The following is a 17,770-nucleotide window of genomic DNA, read 5'->3' on the forward strand; positions in this document are numbered from 1 at the left end:
GATACGCCTTTTCCGAAACACTGGCTCTATTATATCGCGCTGAAGATCCTGCTGATCGCCGGCGCGGTAGCGCTGGCCCTGAAGCTTTACGGCATGTGGTGAAGATTGCGATGGGACAGGCGTTGCCCAAACCTGGCTTGCGGCCGTATCTGCCGGCGGATGTTCCGATGCTGGCGGCGATCTTCGTTGCCGCCATCGAGGAACTGACCGGCGATGACTACAGCGAGGCGCAGCAGCAAGCCTGGGCGGCGGCGGCCGAGGACGAAGAAGCGTTCGGCAAGAAGCTGGCAGGGCAATTGACGCTGATCGCGACCATCCAGAATGCGCCGGTCGGTTTCGCCTCGCTGAAAGGGCCTGATCACATCGACATGCTGTTCGTTCATCCAAGCGTGGCGGGGCAGGGCGTCGCCTCGATGCTGGTGGACGCGCTGGAAAAACTGGCGGGCGCGCGCGGGGCGAAAACCCTGACGGTCGATGCCAGCGACACCGCGGAGCCGCTGTTCAAGAAGCGCGGCTATATCGCCATGCAACGAAATACCGTGACCCTCAACGGCGAATGGCTCGCCAACACCACGATGCAGAAAACGCTGGCCGATGGCGCCGCGCCGGGAGTTCCGTCATGAGCCGCGAACGCCTTTATCTCTTCGATACCACGCTGCGCGACGGCGCACAGACCAACGGCGTCGATTTCACGCTACATGACAAGCAGATCATCGCGCAGATGCTGGACGATCTCGGCATCGACTATGTCGAGGGCGGCTATCCCGGCGCCAATCCGACCGACACCGAATTCTTCGCCGAAAAGCCGAAGCTCGAACACGCCAAATTCACGGCGTTCGGCATGACGCGCCGTCCGGGCCGTTCGGCCTCGAACGATCCGGGGCTTGCGGCACTGATCGAGGCCAAGGCCGATGCGATCTGCTTCGTCGCCAAATCCTCTGCCTATCAGGTGCGGGTGGCGCTGGAGACCACCAACGAGGAAAACCTCGCCTCGATCCGCGACAGCGTCACCGCGGCAAAGGCGGCAGGGCGCGAGGTTATGGTCGATTGCGAGCACTTCTTCGACGGCTACAAGGAGAATGCCGATTTCGCGCTGGCCTGCGCCAAGGCGGCCTATGATTCAGGCGCGCGCTGGGTGGTGCTGTGCGACACCAATGGCGGTACCATGCCGCACGAGATCGAGACCATTGTCGGCACCGTGACAAAACATATCCCGGGCAGCCATGTCGGCATCCACGCCCATAACGACACCGAGCAGGCGGTGGCCAATTCGCTGGCCGCCGTGCGCGCCGGCGCGCGGCAGATCCAGGGCACGCTGAACGGGCTCGGCGAGCGCTGCGGCAACGCCAACCTCTGTTCTCTGATCCCGACGCTGCGCCTGAAGAACGAATTCTCCGACGCCTTCGAGATCGGCGTCACCGCGGACAAGATGGCGACGTTGATGAAGGTGTCGCGCACGCTCGACGATATGCTCAACCGCGCGCCGAACCGCCACGCGCCTTACGTCGGCGAGAGCGCCTTCGTAACCAAGACCGGCATTCATGCCTCCGCGGTCATGAAGGACCCGCAGACCTATGAGCACGTGTTGCCCGAATCAGTCGGCAACCATCGGAAGGTGCTGGTGTCCGATCAGGCCGGCCGTTCCAATGTGATGGCTGAACTCGACCGCGCCGGCATCACCTATGAGAAGAGCGACCCGAAGCTGGCGCGTCTGGTCGAGGAGCTGAAGGAGCGGGAAGCGGCGGGTTATGCCTATGAATCGGCCAATGCCTCGTTCGACCTGCTGGCGCGGCGCACGCTCGGCCGCGTGCCGGAATATTTCAAGGTCGAACAGTTCGACGTCAATGTCGAGCAGCGCTACAACGCCAACGGCCAGCGTGTCACGGTGGCGCTGGCGGTGGTCAAGGTCGATGTCGCCGGCGAACGGCTGATCTCGGCGGCGGAAGGCAACGGCCCGGTCAACGCGCTCGATGTCGCGCTGCGCAAGGATCTCGGCAAGTACCAGAAATATATCGAGGGCCTGAAGCTGATCGATTACCGCGTGCGTATCCTCAATGGCGGCACGGAAGCGGTGACGCGGGTGCTGATCGAGAGCGAGGACGAGAACGGCGAGAGCTGGACCACCATCGGCGTCTCGCCCAATATCATCGACGCCTCGTTCCAGGCGCTGATGGATTCGGTGATCTACAAGCTGGTGAAATCAGGCGCGCCGGCGTGAGTTGAGCGGTGAACGTGCAACCGCCGTCATTGCGAGCGAAGCGAAGCAATCCATATTGCGGCGAAAACGGAAGAATGGATTGCTTCGTCGCTTCGCTCCCTTGCGCAAACGCTTCGCGTTTGTCGCAGGCAATGACGTTGAGAAATTGAGGTTCGGCCATGATCGACCACATCTCCGTCGGCGTCAGCGACCTCGAGCGCTCCGCGCGGTTCTATGAAGCCACACTCGCCCCGCTCGGCCTCTCGCGGCTCGTCACCCGACCGGCCACCATCGGTTTCGGCAAAACCTACCCCGAATTCTGGATCAACCTGCGCGCCGGCATGGCGAAGATCCCGCCCGAGAGCGGCACGCACATCTGCCTTCGTGCCAAAGCAACCGGCGATGTCGATGCGTTCCACGCCGCAGCGCTCAGCGCCGGCGGCCGCTCCGACGGCGCGCCGGGCCTGCGTCCGCACGATCGCGTGAAATATTACGCCGCCTTCGTCATCGATCCGGACGGCAACCGCATCGAGGCGGTGACGTTTCCCAGCGAGTGAAGCCTACAGCTTCCGCGCCAATTCCGGCGCCATTTCCTTGGTGCCTTCGGGAGCACGGGCCGCGGCGGCGCGCAGGCGCGGCACGATGTCTTCGACCCGTTCAGCCTTGAGAATGTCGATATTCAGTGATGGGCGGATGAACTCGGTTTCGCGCATATGCGCCAGCAGCGCGATCAGCGGCTCCCAGAAGCCGTCGATGTTGGCGAGCAGAACCGGCTTGGAGTGGCGGCCGAGTTGCTGCCAGGTCATCTGCTCGACCAGTTCTTCCAGCGTGCCGACGCCGCCGGGCAGGGCGACGAATGCATCGGAATGTTCGAACATCAGCCGCTTGCGCTCGTGCATGTCGGGCGTGACGATCATTTCCTGAACGCGCGTCAGCATATTTTCGCGGGATCGCAAAAAATCCGGAATGATCCCGGTGACCAGGCCGCCGTGATCCAGCGTGGATTTGGCGATCGCGCCCATCAGCCCGACCGATCCGCCGCCATAGACAAGGCGGATATTGTTCTCGGCGAAAATCTTTCCCAAAGCGAGGGCCGCTTCGACAAAGCGGGGGCTGGAGCCTGAGCCGGAGCCGCAATAGACACAGACTGTTTTGATTTCATCGGTTTTGATTTGATCCATGCAGATCATGTGGCACTGCACCCAGGAAAGCTCAAGTCTGGCTTGTTTCGCTGATGCAGCACAAATAGGCCCGAAATCAAACCAAACGGGGGAAAGATTTATCTTTCAAGGCTGTACGGGACAGTCAAACGCTCTATATGACGGGCATATGCAGATCATCAAAAACCATCTGAAGGCGACCAGTGCGCCATCTTGCTCTGGGCGCGACGCCAATGGCTGATCCTGATTCGCACCCGCATGCTGGTGCCGCCACTCCGGCCAGCGACTCTCCCGAAAAGGCGACCCTGATCGGGACGTTGGTACATTTGTGGCCCTATATCTGGCCTGGCGACCGCGCAGACCTGAAGATGCGCGTGGTCTGGTCGATGGTCCTGCTGCTGGCAGCGAAGCTCGCGACGCTGACGGTGCCGTTCACCTTCAAATGGGCGATCGATGCGCTCAACGGCACGGGCACCGCGCCGGTCGAACCGTCGAACTGGACGCTGTGGCTGATCGCCTCGCCCTTGCTGATGACCGCCAGCTACGGCGCGGTGCGGGTACTGATGGCGATATTGACACAGTTTCGCGACGGCATCTTCGCCCGCGTCGCCATGCATGCGGTGCGCAAGCTCGCCTACATCACCTTCGTCCATATGCACGAATTGTCGCTGCGCTTCCACCTGGAGCGCAAGACCGGCGGCCTCACGCGCGTGCTGGAGCGTGGCCGCACCGGCATCGAGGTGATCGTGCGGATGGTGATCCTGCAGTTGATCCCGACCATCGTCGAGGTGTCGCTGCTGATGGCCGTGCTGCTGTGGCAGTTCGACTGGCGCTACGTGCTGGTCACCGCGATCACCGTCGTGATCTACATGTACTACACCTATATCGCCACCGAATGGCGGATCGAAATCCGCCGCAAGATGAACGATTCCGACACCGAGGCGAACACCAAGGCGATCGACTCGCTGCTCAACTACGAGACGGTGAAATATTTCAGCGCGGAGCAGCGCGAGGCCGAACGCTACGACCGTTCGATGGAGCGCTACGAGCGCAACAGCGTGAAGACCTATACCTCGCTGGCGGTGCTCAATACCGGGCAGGCGATCATCTTCACCTTCGGCCTCACCGCGACCATGCTGATGTGCGCGCTCGGCGTCCGCAACGGCACCAATACGGTCGGCGATTTCGTCATGGTCAACGCCATGATGATCCAGCTCTACCAGCCGCTGAATTTCATGGGCATGGTCTATCGCGAGATCAAGCAGGCGATCATCGACATCGAGAAGATGTTCAGCGTGCTGTCGCGCAATCCCGAGATCAAGGATATCCCGGGCGCTACGCCGCTCGTCGTCAGCTCGGGCAATGTGCGGTTCGACGACGTGCGCTTTGCCTACGATCCGGAGCGGCCGATCCTCAAGGGCCTCAGCTTCGAGGTGCCGGCCGGCAAGACGGTGGCGATCGTCGGTCCCTCGGGCGCCGGCAAGTCGACGATTTCGCGGCTGCTGTTCCGCCTCTATGACGTCTCCAGCGGAAAAATCCTGATCGACGGCCAGGACATCAGGAACGTCACGCAGGCGAGCCTGCGCGCCTCGATCGGCATGGTGCCGCAGGACACCGTGCTGTTCAACGACACCATCCGCTACAACATCCGCTACGGCCGCTGGGACGCCGGCGATGCCGAGGTGGAGCAGGCGGCGCAACTGGCGCAGATCGACAGCTTCATCCGGATGTCGCCGAAGGGGTACGAAACCCAGGTCGGCGAACGCGGCCTGAAACTGTCGGGCGGCGAGAAACAGCGCGTGGCAATTGCGCGCACCGTGCTGAAGGCGCCGCCAATCCTGGTGCTGGATGAGGCGACGTCCGCGCTCGACAGCCACACCGAGCATGAAATCCAGGAAGCGCTGGAGCGCGTCTCGCGTGGCCGCACGTCGCTGGTGATCGCGCACCGGCTCTCGACCATCGTCGGCGCCGATGAAATTATCGTGCTGGATCAAGGGCGCATCGCCGAGCGTGGCACCCACACGGGGCTTTTGGCGTCCGGCGGGCTCTATGCCAGTATGTGGAACAGGCAGCGCGAAGCCGAGGAGGCGCGGGAGAAGCTCGCGAAGATCGACGACGCCAACGAGGCGCCGAACCGCGCCCCGCCGCCGGTCGATGATCCGCTCAATGAGCCGTCCAGGGACCCGTCCAAACCCAAAGATCCCTTGGCAACCGCCGCGGAATAATCCAAATACCCCGCTACTTCCAAAGGCAGGGAAGTTGGCCAGACAACAGTGAGCCTCGATGTCGATTGCGAACTCCATCCGCGCGCAGATCCCGCCGATCCATCCCGAGGGGTATCCCTTTATCGGCGCTTTTGCGGCGGTCAGCCTGATCCTGTTCTGGATCTGGACGCCGCTGGGCTGGATCGGCACCGCCTTGACCGTCTGGTGCGCGCTGTTCTTCCGCGATCCCGTTCGCGTCACGCCGGTGCGCGACGGCATCGTGGTGGCGCCGGCCGATGGCCGCGTCTCCATGATCGCGCAGGTGCTGCCGCCGGCTGAACTCGGCCTCGGCGACCGGCCGCTGCCGCGCATTTCGATCTTCATGAGCGTGTTCAACTGCCACGTAAACCGCAGCCCGGTGGCGGGCCGCATCGACCGCATCGCCTACCGGCCCGGCGCCTTCATCAACGCCGAGCTCGACAAGGCCAGCGAAGACAATGAGCGCAATTCGCTTGTTATCTCGACCACCAACGGACGGATCGGCGTGGTCCAGATCGCCGGCTTGGTGGCGCGGCGGATTGTCTCATTCGTGCGGGAAGGCCAGTCGATCGGTGCCGGCGAGAGGTTCGGCCTGATCCGCTTTGGCTCGCGCCTGGACGTTTATTTGCCCGAAGGTTCGAAATCGCTGGTTTCCGAGGGGCAAACGGCGGTTGCCGGCGAGACGATCTTGGCCGATTTCAGTTCCAGCGAGCAGGGCCGGACGTTTCGCGCCGATTAACCGTCCCCGGCCGCCTAAAAGGCTAAGCCGCCGCCAATGGTGAACCGGACCGGCGCTTGCTATATACTGGCAAGCCATGCTGACCCCTGATCCCAAATACCCTGAACTGCGCCGCCGCCGGTTTCGCCCAATCCCGGTGCGGATGCTGGTGCCCAACGTCATCACCTTGCTCGCGATCTGCGCCGGGCTGACGGCGATCCGGCTGTCGATCGAAGGGCGGATGGAGCTTGCGGTCGCCGCCATCGTATTCGCGGCCGTGCTGGATGGGGTCGACGGCCGCGTCGCGCGCATGATCAAGGGTCAGTCGAAATTCGGCGCCGAACTCGACAGCCTTGCGGATTTCGTCAATTTCGGCGTTGCGCCCGGCCTCATGCTGTACTTCTGGCAGCTCCAGGAGCTGCATAATGGCGGCTGGATCGCGGCGATGGTGTTTGCGATCGCCGGCGGCCTGCGGCTGGCGCGCTTCAACGCCAGTATCGACGATCCGAACAAACCTGCCTTTGCGGCGAATTACTTCACCGGCGTGCCGGCGCCGGCCGGCGCCATCCTTGCGATGCTGCCGTTCTATCTGGCGTTTCTGGGCGTCTCGAAGCCGCCGGCCATGCTGACCGCGTTCTATACGCTTTTGATCGCATTCCTGATGGTGTCACGTCTGCCGGTGTTTTCCGGCAAGACGATCAGGATGCGCGTGCCGCCGGAAATGGTGCTGCCGGTTTTCGTCTCCGTGGTGTTCTTCGTCGCACTGCTGATCGGCTATCCCTGGCACATCCTGTCGATCGGTTCGGTGCTGTATCTCGGAAGCCTGCCCTGGGGGTGGAAGACCTATCGCGACCATGAGCGCAATGCCGCTGCCGCGCAGCCGTCTGCAACGGCGGGCGCCGCCGGACCGTCAACTCCGGCGGCGACCTTTCCGCCGGCCCCTGATGAAGCCGGGAACGAGCGGCCGGCGCGGCTGAACTGAGCGCGCCGCGCGACTTTCGATATAGCTGCCATGAGCCGCCGCCGAGTTGGGTGCAACGCCAATCTCGGCTATACGCATGTCATTCCAGAACAGCCGGCCCAAAGAACAATCAGGAGAGAACGCCGTGAACAATGCCGTTACCGCCCCGCTGCCTGCTTCCGTCCTCGAGGCGCTGGCGCGCTATGACACGCCGACGATCTGCAATGCGATGGAAATCGTCGCGCCCGAACGCCGCCTGATCGGCTACACCACCAAGCCGCTGGTCTGTCCGTTTCCCGATCTGCCGCCGATGGTCGGCTATGCCCGCACCGTCACCATCCGCTCGGTGCTCAAATCCACCCTGCCAGCCGATGAGCAGGCGAAGCGCCGCATCGCCTATTACGAATATGTCGGCACCGGTTTCGGTCCGCGCATCACCGTGATCCAGGATATCGACGGCGCCGATGTCGGCTACGGCGCGTTCTGGGGCGAGGTGCAGAGCAACGTGCACAAGGCGCTCGGCTGCCTCGGCGTCATCACCGACGGCTCGATCCGCGACATTCCGCAATGGGCGCCGGGTTTCCAGGCGCTGGCCGGCTCGATCGGGCCGTCGCACGCCTGGGTTCACGCCGAACACTGGGGCGGCGAAGTGCGCGTCGCCGGCATGACGGTGCATTCCGACGATCTCATCCACGCCGACCAGCACGGCGCCATCGTGATCCCCACGGATATCGCGGCGAAGATTCCGGAAGCCGCCGAACTCTGCGGCCGGCGCGAGACGCCGATCCTGGAAATCGCGCGCAGCCCGGACTTCACGCTCGAAAAGCTCAAAGAGGCGCTGAAGCGTTCGTCCGAGATCCACTGACGAAAAGTCGGGGTTCAACAAAAAGGGGGAAACGTCATGACGGGGTTCTGGGCGGCGCTGTCATTCTTGACCCCCTTCGGTGCCGCGCCTGCGTAGGCGCAGACTTAAATCTGAACAAACAGAAAGTTCAGTTCATTCCCTATCGCGGCGCAGGCCCCGCGATGACCGACCTCATCTCCGCCCCGCGCGCGGCAAACCCCAAAAGGACCGGCCAGCTTCCAGAAGGCCGAGATCGAACAATGGTGGCCGATCATCAAGGCCGCCGGGCGGCGTGCAGGCGCAGTAAACGCGCCCATTATGGTTAGCGAATCCTTGAGATCATGCGGGTCGTGGGCCGGCAATTCTACGACCGCGCTTTAGGCTTAACCTTTACGCGTCTTTAATGGCGCGGTCGTAGGGTGCCTCTTGCGCGGCTCCGAATGGGCGGCGCGACCGTCCAGGACGGCCGGTAGTTCGCGTACGCGTCGGAGTGCAGAATGGATATCACCACGCTCATTGGCCTGGTCGTCGGCGGCATCGTCTTGTCGACGCTGATCTTGATGGGCGGTGACTTCCGGATGTTCTACGACATCCACGCCGTCATCATCATCTTCGGCGGTTCGTTCGCCGCGACCCTTATCCGCTTCCCGCTCAGCGCGATCCTGCACGGCATGCCGCTGGGTGCAAAATTCGCCTTCACGATGAGCCGTCTTTCGGCGCGCGATCTGGTCGACGAACTGGCGCGCATCGCGGAAATCGCCCGCAAGCAGGGCCCGGTCGGACTGGAAAAGGTCGAGACCGACGAGCCGTTTCTCGCCAAGGGCATCCGCTACGTCGCCGACGGCTACGATCTCGAATTCATCCGCGACAACATGGAGCGCGATCGCGACAACTTCCTGATGCACCTGAACGAGGGCTCGAAGATCTATCGCGCCATCGGCGACTGCGCGCCGGCGTTCGGCATGATCGGCACGCTGCTCGGCATGGTGCAGATGTTCTCGAACATGTCGGACCCCTCGAAACTCGGTCCCTTCATGGCGGTGGCGTTGCTGGCGACGCTTTACGGTGCGCTGGTGGCGAACCTGATCTGCCTGCCGATTGCCGACAAGCTGCATGGCAAGCTGATCGACGAGGAAACAAACCGCACGTTGATCATCGACGGCATCCTGATGATCCGGGATTCGAAGAGCCCGGCGCTCGTGCGTGAAATGCTGCTGGCCTATCTGCCCGAGAAGCATCGCCACGAGGAAGGCGAATTGGCTCCGGCTTGATCGGCACGGCATCCAGTCGCGGAAATAGAGAACATGGCCAAGAAAAAGCGCGAAGAGGCACATGGCGGTCACGGCTGGTTCGTGACGTTCGCCGATCTGATGGCGCTGCTGCTGGCGTTCTTCGTGATGCTGGTCGCGTTTTCCAGTCAGGATAAGGACAAGCTGAAAATCGTCGCCGGTTCGATGCGCGAAGCGTTCGGCGTGCAGACCGAGTCCCGATATTCCGGAATCGTCGAAGCCGACGGCCTGCCGACGCGGCCGAAGCTGAAGAATCTCGAGCATATTGCGCCGGAGGATTCCTCCAATACCCCGACGCCCGACGACAAGGACCGTCAGCGCGAAGCCGGCGCCCGCCTGAAGGTCGATCGCGAGTTCGCGCTCGCCGCGGCCTCGTTGCGCCAGGCGCTGCAGGACATGCCGGAACTGACCGAAATGTCCAAGCACATCATGTTCGAGGAGACCAAAGAGGGGCTCAATCTCGAAATCGTCGACCAGGATGGGCGCTCGATGTTCGCCGACGGCTCCAAGGTGCCGTACGACCGCACCCGCCGGTTAATTCAGAAACTGGCTGGACCGTTGAAGGCGACACCGCTGCGGATGAACATTGTCGGCCACACATCGGCCGGCTTCGTGCCGGCGCGCAGCGAATATGGCGCGTTCGATCTGTCGGCGGACCGCGCTAACGCCGTGCGCCAGATCCTCGAACGCGAGGGATTGCCGTCGTCGCATATCTACGCCGTCGGCGGCAGGGCCGACAGCCAGCCATTGTTTCCCGACGATCCGACATTGCCGGCAAACCGTCGCGTCACCATCACATTGATGCGCGAAAATCCGCCGCTTCCGCCAAACCTGAAGCCGTAAGACGACGGAACTACCATAATACCATCTGGCCGTTTCGATCTGCTTTGCGTGAGCTCCGCATCGCTTGCGGTGCTATGCTTGTGCGATGATTGACAGGCGGTGCGGAAGCGTCGATAGCCGCCCGGATCAATTCAACGACGAGAACGTTCCTCTCCATCATGACTGTCAGCGTCACATCCACTGAAGCCCATGAGGGGCAGGCCACCTCTGGCTTTTGGGCCCTGACGCTGGGAAGTATCGGTGTTGTTTTCGGCGATATCGGCACCTCGCCACTGTACGCGTTTCGCGAGGCCGTTTCCCACGCGGCGAACGGCCAGCCGGTGTCGCGCGCCATCGTGCTCGGCGTGCTCTCGCTGATCCTGTGGTCGCTGTTAATCGTCGTGACCGCCAAATATGTGCTGCTGCTGTTGCGCGCCGACAACAACGGCGAGGGCGGCACGCTGTCGCTGATGGCGCTGGGGCAGCGGGCGTTGGGCCGGCGGAGCCTGCCGTTGCTGGCGCTCGGCGTCGTCGGCGCCTCGATGTTCATCGGCGATTCCATGATCACGCCGGCGATTTCCGTGTTGTCGGCGGTCGAAGGTCTCAAGCTGGTGACACCCGCGCTCGAACATTATGTGGTGCCGCTGACGATCTTCATTCTGGTCGTCCTGTTCTCGGTGCAGAGCGGCGGCACCGCGCGCGTCGCCTCCGCCTTCGGGCCGGTCATGGTGGTCTGGTTCGCCGCGCTGGCGATCATGGGCCTTGTCCACATCAGCGACGATCCCACGGTGCTGCTGGCGATCAATCCCTGGTATGCGATCCACTTCATGCTTTCCCACGGCACCATCGGGCTGGTGACGATGGGCCTGGTGTTTCTGGCCGTGACCGGCGGCGAGGCGCTCTATGCGGATCTCGGCCATTTCGGACGCAAGCCGATCCAGGCCGGATGGCTCTATTTCGTCTTGCCGGCGTTGCTGATCAATTACTTTGGCCAGGGCGCGCTGGTGCTGTCCGAGCCGTCGGCTATTGAGAACTCGTTCTATCGGATGGTCCCCGAAATCCTGCTGCTGCCGCTGGTGGTGCTGGCGACCGCTGCGACCGTGATCGCGAGCCAGGCGGTGATCACCGGCGCCTTTTCGCTGATCCGCCAGGCCGTGCAACTCGGCCTGCTGCCGCGCTTCGAGGTTCGCTACACCTCGGAGACCCATGCCGGCCAGATCTATTTGCCGCGCGTCAACCGGCTGCTGCTGATCGGGGTCGTGCTGCTGGTGCTGTTGTTCCGCACCTCGAGCGGTCTGGCTTCGGCCTATGGCATCGCCGTCTCCACGACCATGGTCGTCGACGGCATCATGGGTTTTGTCGTGATCTGGAAACTGTGGAACTGGCGCGCGGCGACCGCGGCGGCCGTGATCCTGCCTTTCGTCGTCGTCGACATGAGCTTCTTTGCCGCCAACCTTTTGAAGCTGTTCGAGGGCGCCTGGGTGCCGCTGCTGTTCGGCGTTGCCGTGGCGGTGATGATCTGGACCTGGCGGCGGGGTGCGGCAATCCTGACCGCGAAGACGCGCCGCATCGAGGTGCCACTGGCGGACCTGATCAAGAGTCTGGAAAAGCGTCCGCCCCATATCGTCAAGGGCACGGCGGTATTTCTGACCTCCGATCCGAGCTTCGTGCCGACCGCGATGATGCACAACCTCAAGCACAACAAGGTGCTGCACGAGCACAATGTGATCCTGACCATCGAAACCGCCCAGACGCCGCGCGTCGATCCGTCCGAGCGTGTCAGGATGGAAACCATCAGCGAGAAGTTTTCCACCGTGCGGCTGCGGTTCGGCTTCATGGAATCGCCGAACGTGCCCAAGGCGCTGGTGATCGCGCGCAAACTCGGCTGGCAGTTCGACATCATGGCGACGTCGTTCTTCGTGTCGCGGCGCTCGCTTAAACCCTCGGCGCAGTCGGGCATGCCGCTGTGGCAGGATCATCTGTTCATCGCGATGAGCCGGTCGGCCAATGATGCGACCGACTACTTCCAGATCCCGACGGGGCGGGTCGTGGAAGTGGGCACGCAGGTGACGATCTAATCGTTCGAAGCGCTGAGACGCGCTGTGCCTGTCAAAGGCGTTGGACGAATGTCCAAACACGCAGCAGGCAATGATTTCTCGAGAAAATCCTTTTTGCTTTTCAAAAGGTTAGATCGATCTTGCCATCAGGCGACATGCGCAATATGCATGGCTGGGCCAGGAATATAGCTGGCTCAGATTTTGCGTTGCAGCATTATAAGCCTGCCGCCCATCCGCGAGTGGGCAAATTGAGGCAACTTTCATGACATCCACAGGAACGGCGTCATCAGCTTCTTCGGAGGCTGGGAGCGGGCACGACAGTGCGCATCCGACCGCAAGCTTCGGCGCGCTCATGTTGGGATGCATCGGTGTGGTGTATGGCGACATCGGCACGAGCCCGCTGTACGCGCTTCGCGAGTCGGTGTTGGCGGCGGTTGGCCCGAACGTTCCGGCCAGCGAAACGGTCGTACTCGGAATTCTGTCGTTGATCATCTGGGCGCTCATCCTGGTGGTAACGGTCAAATACGTGGTGATCCTGCTGCGCGCGGATAACAACGGGGAAGGCGGAACGCTCGCCTTGATGGCGCTGGCCAATCGCGCTGTCGGCGGCAGCTCGATGCTGGTGTTACTGGGCATTATCAGCGGCGCCTTGTTCTATGGCGATGCCATGATCACGCCGGCGCTGTCGGTGCTGTCAGCTATCGAGGGCCTGAAGCTGGCGACGCCTGCATTCGAGCCCTATGTCGTTCCCATAACAGCGCTGATTCTCGTCACCCTGTTTGCAGTGCAATCGCGCGGCACCGCCAAAGTTGCAGCGTTTTTCGGACCGGTCACGCTCGTTTGGTTCATTGCTATTGCAGGCGCCGGCATACCGCAGATAGCGCGAAATCCCACGGTCCTGCTGGCCTTCAATCCGATCCATGGCCTGAGCTTTCTCCTGACCCACGGCGTGATCGGATTTATGACGCTGGGCGCGGTCTTTCTTGTTGTGACCGGCGCCGAGGCGCTCTATGCCGATCTCGGTCATTTTGGGAAACGGCCGATCCGCGCGGCATGGCTCTGTGTGGCGTTGCCGGCGTTGACGATCAACTATCTCGGTCAGGGCGCCCTCGTGCTTGCGGATCCGAAGGCGATCGAGAATCCCTTTTTTCTGCTCTATCCGGACTGGGCCTTGCTGCCGATGATTGCGCTGGCGACGGCGGCAACCGTCATCGCGAGCCAGGCGGTTATTACTGGCGCGTATTCCATCACACAACAGGCGATCCAGCTCGGACTGTTGCCGCGCTTTGAAATCCAGCACACCTCCGAGTCGTTGATCGGGCAAATCTACATGCCGAGAGTCAATACAGCGCTGCTTATCGGCGTGTTGTTGCTTGTTGGATTGTTTCGCTCGTCTGGCGCGCTGGCATCCGCTTACGGAATCGCCGTCACGGGAACCATGGTTGTCACGGCCATGATGGCTTTCGTGGTGATCTGGAAGGTCTGGCGCTGGTCGATGATCGCGGCTGGCGCGCTTATCGCGCCGCTTCTTGCGCTCGATCTGACGTTCCTTTCGGCGAATTTGCTCAAGGTGTTCGAGGGCGGCTGGATGCCGTTGGCGCTGGGCTCGGTGGTGATGCTCATGATGTACACGTGGCGGCGCGGCAGCAAGCTGCTGTTCGAGAAATCGCGCAAGCTGGAATTCCCGCTGGCCGATCTGGTGGCGATGCTGGAGAAGCGCCCGCCGCAGCGGGTCTCCGGTACCGCGGTGTTCCTGACCAGCGATCCCGTCAGCGCGCCGACCGCGCTGATGCACAGCCTGAAGCACTACAAGGTGCTGCACGAGAAAAACGTCATTCTCACGATTGAAACCGCGCCGACGCCGCGGATCGATCCGGCCGACCGGGTGCGGCTCGAGGAGATCAGTGCGACCTTCTCGAAGGTGACGCTGCGTTTCGGCTTCATGGAATCTCCCAACGTGCCGAAAGCGCTGGCGATTGCGCGCAAGCTGGGCTGGCAGTTCGACATCATGTCGACCTCGTTTTTCCTGTCGCGACGGGCGCTGAAGCCGGCCGCCCATTCGGGCATGCCGCGCTGGCAGGACCACCTCTTCATCGCGCTCAGCCGTTCCGCCAACGACGCCACCGACTATTTCCAGATTCCAACCGGTCGCGTGGTGGAAGTGGGAACGCAGGTCACGATCTAGGGAGTGAACCCTTAACTTCATATCGTCGGTCGACGGTGCGCACGCTCGACGCCGCGCGATGGTGCCATCGGCGAGCAGGGCCTCGATCGCCACATCGACACGCGCTCGCAGCTTGTCGTCGGGGCGAAGCAGCCCGGCCGTAATATTCCAGTTCAAATCGTGGTCGTTGTCGAACGCCGGAATCAGGCGCAACGGCTTGTCGGCATGCTGCAGGTTGAACCAGCCGACCGTCATCGGGGTGACGGCGGCCGCCTCGATCTCGCGATTGGCCAACGCTGCAACGATCTCGTCCTCGTACACGAACGGAGACGTGGCGGCGCCGCCCCATGGCGAGCGTCATCGAGACCAGCGAGCCGACCGGTACCCCGACCCGCTGATTGGAACCAAGACTTGCCAGCGAGGACGCCGGCGAATCCCCGCGCACCGTGAGCACGACGCCGCTGCGATGGTAGGGGCGCGAAATCCGCACACCGCCCCCGGGCGGCGTATCCTTGCGGGCAATGACGTCGAGCACGAGGTCGCAATCGGCGCGGCGATACTGGATCGCGCTAACGACCCACTCCCGCGTGAGCTTGACACCGAGCTGCTCGGCAATTTTCTCGCCGAGTTCGATCTGAAATCCCGGGACCGGTCCGGCCTTGCTTGCAAACGGCAGCGCGTTGGGGCTGGCGCAGAGCGTCAACGCGCCGCGCGCTCGATGACGGTTTCCAGCGAGCGGGGATCTGCCGACGCGCGTGCTACTATGCTAGACTACAGCAAAGCCGGTGTAGGCCGGGAATGCTCCATGCGCGCGGAGGGTGGGCCGACACCCGATGGTGCGATGCATCAATTGCGATGTCGGCAATGTCGCTGTCAGTATCAACGTCGCCCACAAAGGGAACACGATCGTGTCGGATAGTTGTTCAAGGCAGCGGCTACCGAGATGCGAGCCCACCGCGGCCGGGAAATGGTTGGCTTGCGCTCGGGCTCCATCCCGAGCGGGGATGGGGCGTCTCATGAAAACGAAATCGGAATGGTCCCGCACGCTGCATGATAACGATCACGTCGACAAGTGATCGGGTGCAGCGGCCAGGCAATGGAAGGTAATGTAGCAAAACGAACCGGAGGAAGTGCCCATGAAGAAACGGTCAAGCTACCCTGTTGTATTTGTTGCTGTTGCGATCGGTGCGACACTTGCCGCATCGTCAGCCTTTGCTCAATCGGTTGATACCGCGCGGATCGAGGCCGGCGGCCAGAATGACTGGCTGACCTATCACGGGTCGTACAAGTCGTATCACTACAGCCCGCTCGCTCAGATCAACGCCAGCAACGTCGGAAACTTGGGTGTCGCCTGGATGCATATTCCGGGAAAATCCACCCGCGGCCTGCAGTCGATGCCGCTCGTGGCCGATGGCGTGCTTTACTACACCGGCTCCTACAGCCGAACCTTCGCGCTGAACGGCGCCACCGGCGAGGTGATCTGGTCCTATTTCCCGGAACTCGACGAGGTGCTGGTCGCGCGGCAGACGCACTCGCCTTACAATCGCGGTGCCGCCCTTGGAGAAGGCAAAGTCTATGTCGGCACAGTGGACGGTCGGCTCATCGCGCTCGACGCGAAGACCGGCAAGGTAGCCTGGGACACCAAGCTGATCGATTCTCAGAAGCTGACTGTCGGCTTCACCGGTGCGCCCCTCTATGCCAAGGGCATGGTGATCATCGGCTCGCAGGGAGGTGAGTGGCCCGGCCGCGGCCCGATCTTCGGCGTCGACGCCGCCACGGGGAAAAAGAAATGGGAGTTCCTGACGGTGGCCGGCACCGACGAAGCCATGAAGACCTGGGGCGGTGACTCCTGGCGCACCGGCGGCGGCGGCGGCTGGATGCCCGGTACCTACGATTCCGAGACCAACACCATCTTGTGGGGCACTGCCAACCCGGCGCCGCTCTACGATTGGTCGGGCCCCGACTACAAGACGCAAGGCGCGCGTCCCGGCGACAATCTCTACACGACCTCAGTGATCGGTCTCGATATCGATACCGGCAAGTTGAAATTCTACCATCAGGAGCTGCCGCACGACGCCTGGGACTTTGACAGCGCCGTCGGCGAGTTCTTGATGCTCGAGCGCGACGGCCAGAAGCTCGTGGTCCATCCGAACAAGGGCGGCTTCATCTTCGTCTACGACCGCAATTTCGCTGTCAAGAACGTCTGGCGGCTCGTTCAGAACATCAACTTCGTCAAGGATATCGATCCCAAGACGGGTGCGCTGATCGGGCGTCGCGACTTCACTGCGGGGAAGGTAACCGACCCGCCGCTGTGCCCATACATTGGTGGCGGCATCAGCTGGAATTCCGGGTCGTACAGCCCGAAAACAGGGCTCTACTACAAGATCGGCCAGGAATGGTGCATGACGCTCGACGTCCAGAAGACGACGCCGGTGACGACTCCACAGGCCCAGCTCAACATCGGCGCCGATTTCAAGATTACGCAACCTCCGGGCGGCGAGATCTATGGTCATCTTGACGCGCGCGACCCTGTGACCGGCGCGAAGAAATGGGAGGTTCGTTACCCGGAGCCGCCGATTGCGAGCTTGCTATCGACCGCAGGTAATCTCGTGTTCCTGCCTGATGCGCGCGGCACCATTCACGCCTACGATGCTGAATCGGGGACCGAGCTGTGGAATCACAACAACGGCACCGGCCATCAGGGTGGCATCGTCAGCTACTCCGTCGGCGGCAAGCAATATATCGCCGTGACCGCGGGCTTCGGCGGCATGTTGTCGGACGACTATGCGGCAACGTTTGGCGGCGTCTTCAAGAGCATGCCGCGCGACGACGGCGCGCTCATCGTCTACAGCCTCAAATAGGCTATCGCAGACGATCTGCCGGGGAGCAGGCGAAAGCTTGCTCCCCGTGCATTGAAGCGGCTGAGTGGGTTTCAGGGAAATGGAGCTGGACGTCTTGAATTTGCACTTGAAGAAGATCGCGCTGCTATCGGCGGTGCTGGGCGCGTCATTGGCGTGTGCCGGGCCGGTTCAAGCGCAGTCTGCCACCCCTGCGCCCGACAACGAGGCGCTCGACGTCGAGCAGTTGTTCGCAGGGACCTGCGGCTTTTGTCACTCCGATGGCGGCCGGGCTGCCGGCAAGGGGCCGCAGTTGATGAATTCGCAGCGCGACGATGACTTTCTGCGTAACCGCATCAAGCACGGTAAGCAAGGCGCGATGCCGGCATTCGATGGCGCCTTCACCGACGCGCAGATCGATCAGATGATCAAATACATCCGGGCCTTGAAGCCGCGCGAGGGCTGAGCCGCCGAGACC

The 17,770-nt window shown here is 62.4% G+C and carries 14 protein-coding genes; 13 read left to right on the forward strand and 1 reads right to left on the reverse strand.

Annotated features, from left to right (window positions below; genetic code table 11):
* Positions 1-110 precede the first annotated feature (110 nt).
* The 3 genes from JQ624_RS19730 to JQ624_RS19740 all read left to right on the forward strand — a co-directional run bounded on the left by JQ624_RS19730 (position 111) and on the right by JQ624_RS19740 (position 2,754).
* Positions 111-623, forward strand: coding sequence for a GNAT family N-acetyltransferase (locus JQ624_RS19730; RefSeq protein WP_212420561.1), 513 nt, complete (start codon positions 111-113; stop codon positions 621-623).
* Positions 620-2,218, forward strand: a complete 1,599-nt coding sequence (gene cimA, locus JQ624_RS19735; RefSeq protein ID WP_212420562.1) for a citramalate synthase — start codon at positions 620-622, stop codon at positions 2,216-2,218. Before JQ624_RS19730 ends, cimA begins: the two co-directional genes overlap by 4 nt.
* 158 nt (positions 2,219-2,376) lie before the next feature.
* Positions 2,377-2,754, forward strand: a complete 378-nt coding sequence (locus JQ624_RS19740; RefSeq protein WP_212420563.1) for a VOC family protein — start codon at positions 2,377-2,379, stop codon at positions 2,752-2,754.
* A 3-nt stretch (positions 2,755-2,757) separates the two neighbouring features.
* Here JQ624_RS19740 and JQ624_RS19745 read toward each other — a convergent pair whose 3' ends face one another.
* The gene (locus JQ624_RS19745) at positions 2,758-3,378 is read right to left on the reverse strand and encodes a TIGR00730 family Rossman fold protein (RefSeq protein WP_212420564.1); all 621 of its coding nucleotides are present in this window, start codon (positions 3,376-3,378) and stop codon (positions 2,758-2,760) included.
* A gap of 212 nt (positions 3,379-3,590) precedes the next feature.
* Here JQ624_RS19745 and JQ624_RS19750 point away from each other — a divergent pair, with 212 nt between their 5' ends.
* From JQ624_RS19750 to JQ624_RS19800, 10 genes are all read left to right on the forward strand, one after another.
* On the forward strand, positions 3,591-5,582 hold the full coding sequence (locus tag JQ624_RS19750) for an ABC transporter ATP-binding protein/permease (RefSeq protein ID WP_212420565.1): 1,992 nt from the start codon (positions 3,591-3,593) through the stop codon (positions 5,580-5,582).
* 58 nt (positions 5,583-5,640) lie between these two features.
* Positions 5,641-6,339, forward strand: a complete 699-nt coding sequence (locus JQ624_RS19755) for a phosphatidylserine decarboxylase (protein WP_212420566.1) — start codon at positions 5,641-5,643, stop codon at positions 6,337-6,339.
* A gap of 79 nt (positions 6,340-6,418) precedes the next feature.
* On the forward strand, positions 6,419-7,300 hold the full coding sequence (locus tag JQ624_RS19760) for a phosphatidylcholine/phosphatidylserine synthase (protein WP_212420603.1): 882 nt from the start codon (positions 6,419-6,421) through the stop codon (positions 7,298-7,300).
* A 76-nt stretch (positions 7,301-7,376) separates the two neighbouring features.
* The gene (locus tag JQ624_RS19765) at positions 7,377-8,144 is read left to right on the forward strand and encodes an RraA family protein (RefSeq protein ID WP_409334350.1); all 768 of its coding nucleotides are present in this window, start codon (positions 7,377-7,379) and stop codon (positions 8,142-8,144) included.
* A gap of 476 nt (positions 8,145-8,620) precedes the next feature.
* On the forward strand, positions 8,621-9,394 hold the full coding sequence (locus tag JQ624_RS19770; protein WP_212420568.1) for a motility protein A: 774 nt from the start codon (positions 8,621-8,623) through the stop codon (positions 9,392-9,394).
* Between the two features lie 33 nt (positions 9,395-9,427).
* The gene (locus JQ624_RS19775; protein WP_212420569.1) at positions 9,428-10,255 is read left to right on the forward strand and encodes a flagellar motor protein MotB; all 828 of its coding nucleotides are present in this window, start codon (positions 9,428-9,430) and stop codon (positions 10,253-10,255) included.
* Between the two features lie 158 nt (positions 10,256-10,413).
* Positions 10,414-12,312, forward strand: coding sequence for a potassium transporter Kup (locus tag JQ624_RS19780; RefSeq protein WP_212420570.1), 1,899 nt, complete (start codon positions 10,414-10,416; stop codon positions 12,310-12,312).
* A 241-nt stretch (positions 12,313-12,553) separates the two neighbouring features.
* Positions 12,554-14,476 (forward strand): potassium transporter Kup, encoded by a 1,923-nt coding sequence (locus tag JQ624_RS19785; protein ID WP_212420571.1) that lies wholly within the window; start codon positions 12,554-12,556, stop codon positions 14,474-14,476.
* Positions 14,477-15,591: 1,115 nt separating this feature from the next.
* Positions 15,592-17,316, forward strand: coding sequence for a PQQ-binding-like beta-propeller repeat protein (locus JQ624_RS19795; RefSeq protein WP_212420573.1), 1,725 nt, complete (start codon positions 15,592-15,594; stop codon positions 17,314-17,316).
* A gap of 94 nt (positions 17,317-17,410) precedes the next feature.
* Entirely contained in the window at positions 17,411-17,758 is a 348-nt protein-coding gene (locus tag JQ624_RS19800) for a cytochrome c (RefSeq protein ID WP_249129919.1), read from the forward strand.
* Positions 17,759-17,770 lie beyond the last annotated feature (12 nt).

It is taken from the genome of Bradyrhizobium sp. AUGA SZCCT0283, from assembly GCF_018130385.1.
Classification (GTDB): domain Bacteria; phylum Pseudomonadota; class Alphaproteobacteria; order Rhizobiales; family Xanthobacteraceae; genus Bradyrhizobium.

Bases quoted from the DNA above. Each gene is read 5' to 3' on its own strand.
- JQ624_RS19745 (WP_212420564.1), bottom strand. From the start codon at position 3,378: ATGGATCAAATCAAAACCGATGAAATCAAAACAGTCTGTGTCTATTGC.
- JQ624_RS19785 (WP_212420571.1), top strand. From the start codon at position 12,554: ATGACATCCACAGGAACGGCGTCATCAGCTTCTTCGGAGGCTGGGAGC.
- JQ624_RS19740 (WP_212420563.1), top strand. From the start codon at position 2,377: ATGATCGACCACATCTCCGTCGGCGTCAGCGACCTCGAGCGCTCCGCG.
- JQ624_RS19730 (WP_212420561.1), top strand. From the start codon at position 111: ATGGGACAGGCGTTGCCCAAACCTGGCTTGCGGCCGTATCTGCCGGCG.
- JQ624_RS19795 (WP_212420573.1), top strand. From the start codon at position 15,592: ATGAAGAAACGGTCAAGCTACCCTGTTGTATTTGTTGCTGTTGCGATC.
- JQ624_RS19750 (WP_212420565.1), top strand. From the start codon at position 3,591: ATGGCTGATCCTGATTCGCACCCGCATGCTGGTGCCGCCACTCCGGCC.
- JQ624_RS19775 (WP_212420569.1), top strand. From the start codon at position 9,428: ATGGCCAAGAAAAAGCGCGAAGAGGCACATGGCGGTCACGGCTGGTTC.
- JQ624_RS19780 (WP_212420570.1), top strand. From the start codon at position 10,414: ATGACTGTCAGCGTCACATCCACTGAAGCCCATGAGGGGCAGGCCACC.
- JQ624_RS19765 (WP_409334350.1), top strand. From the start codon at position 7,377: ATGTCATTCCAGAACAGCCGGCCCAAAGAACAATCAGGAGAGAACGCC.
- cimA (WP_212420562.1), top strand. From the start codon at position 620: ATGAGCCGCGAACGCCTTTATCTCTTCGATACCACGCTGCGCGACGGC.
- JQ624_RS19770 (WP_212420568.1), top strand. From the start codon at position 8,621: ATGGATATCACCACGCTCATTGGCCTGGTCGTCGGCGGCATCGTCTTG.
- JQ624_RS19755 (WP_212420566.1), top strand. From the start codon at position 5,641: ATGTCGATTGCGAACTCCATCCGCGCGCAGATCCCGCCGATCCATCCC.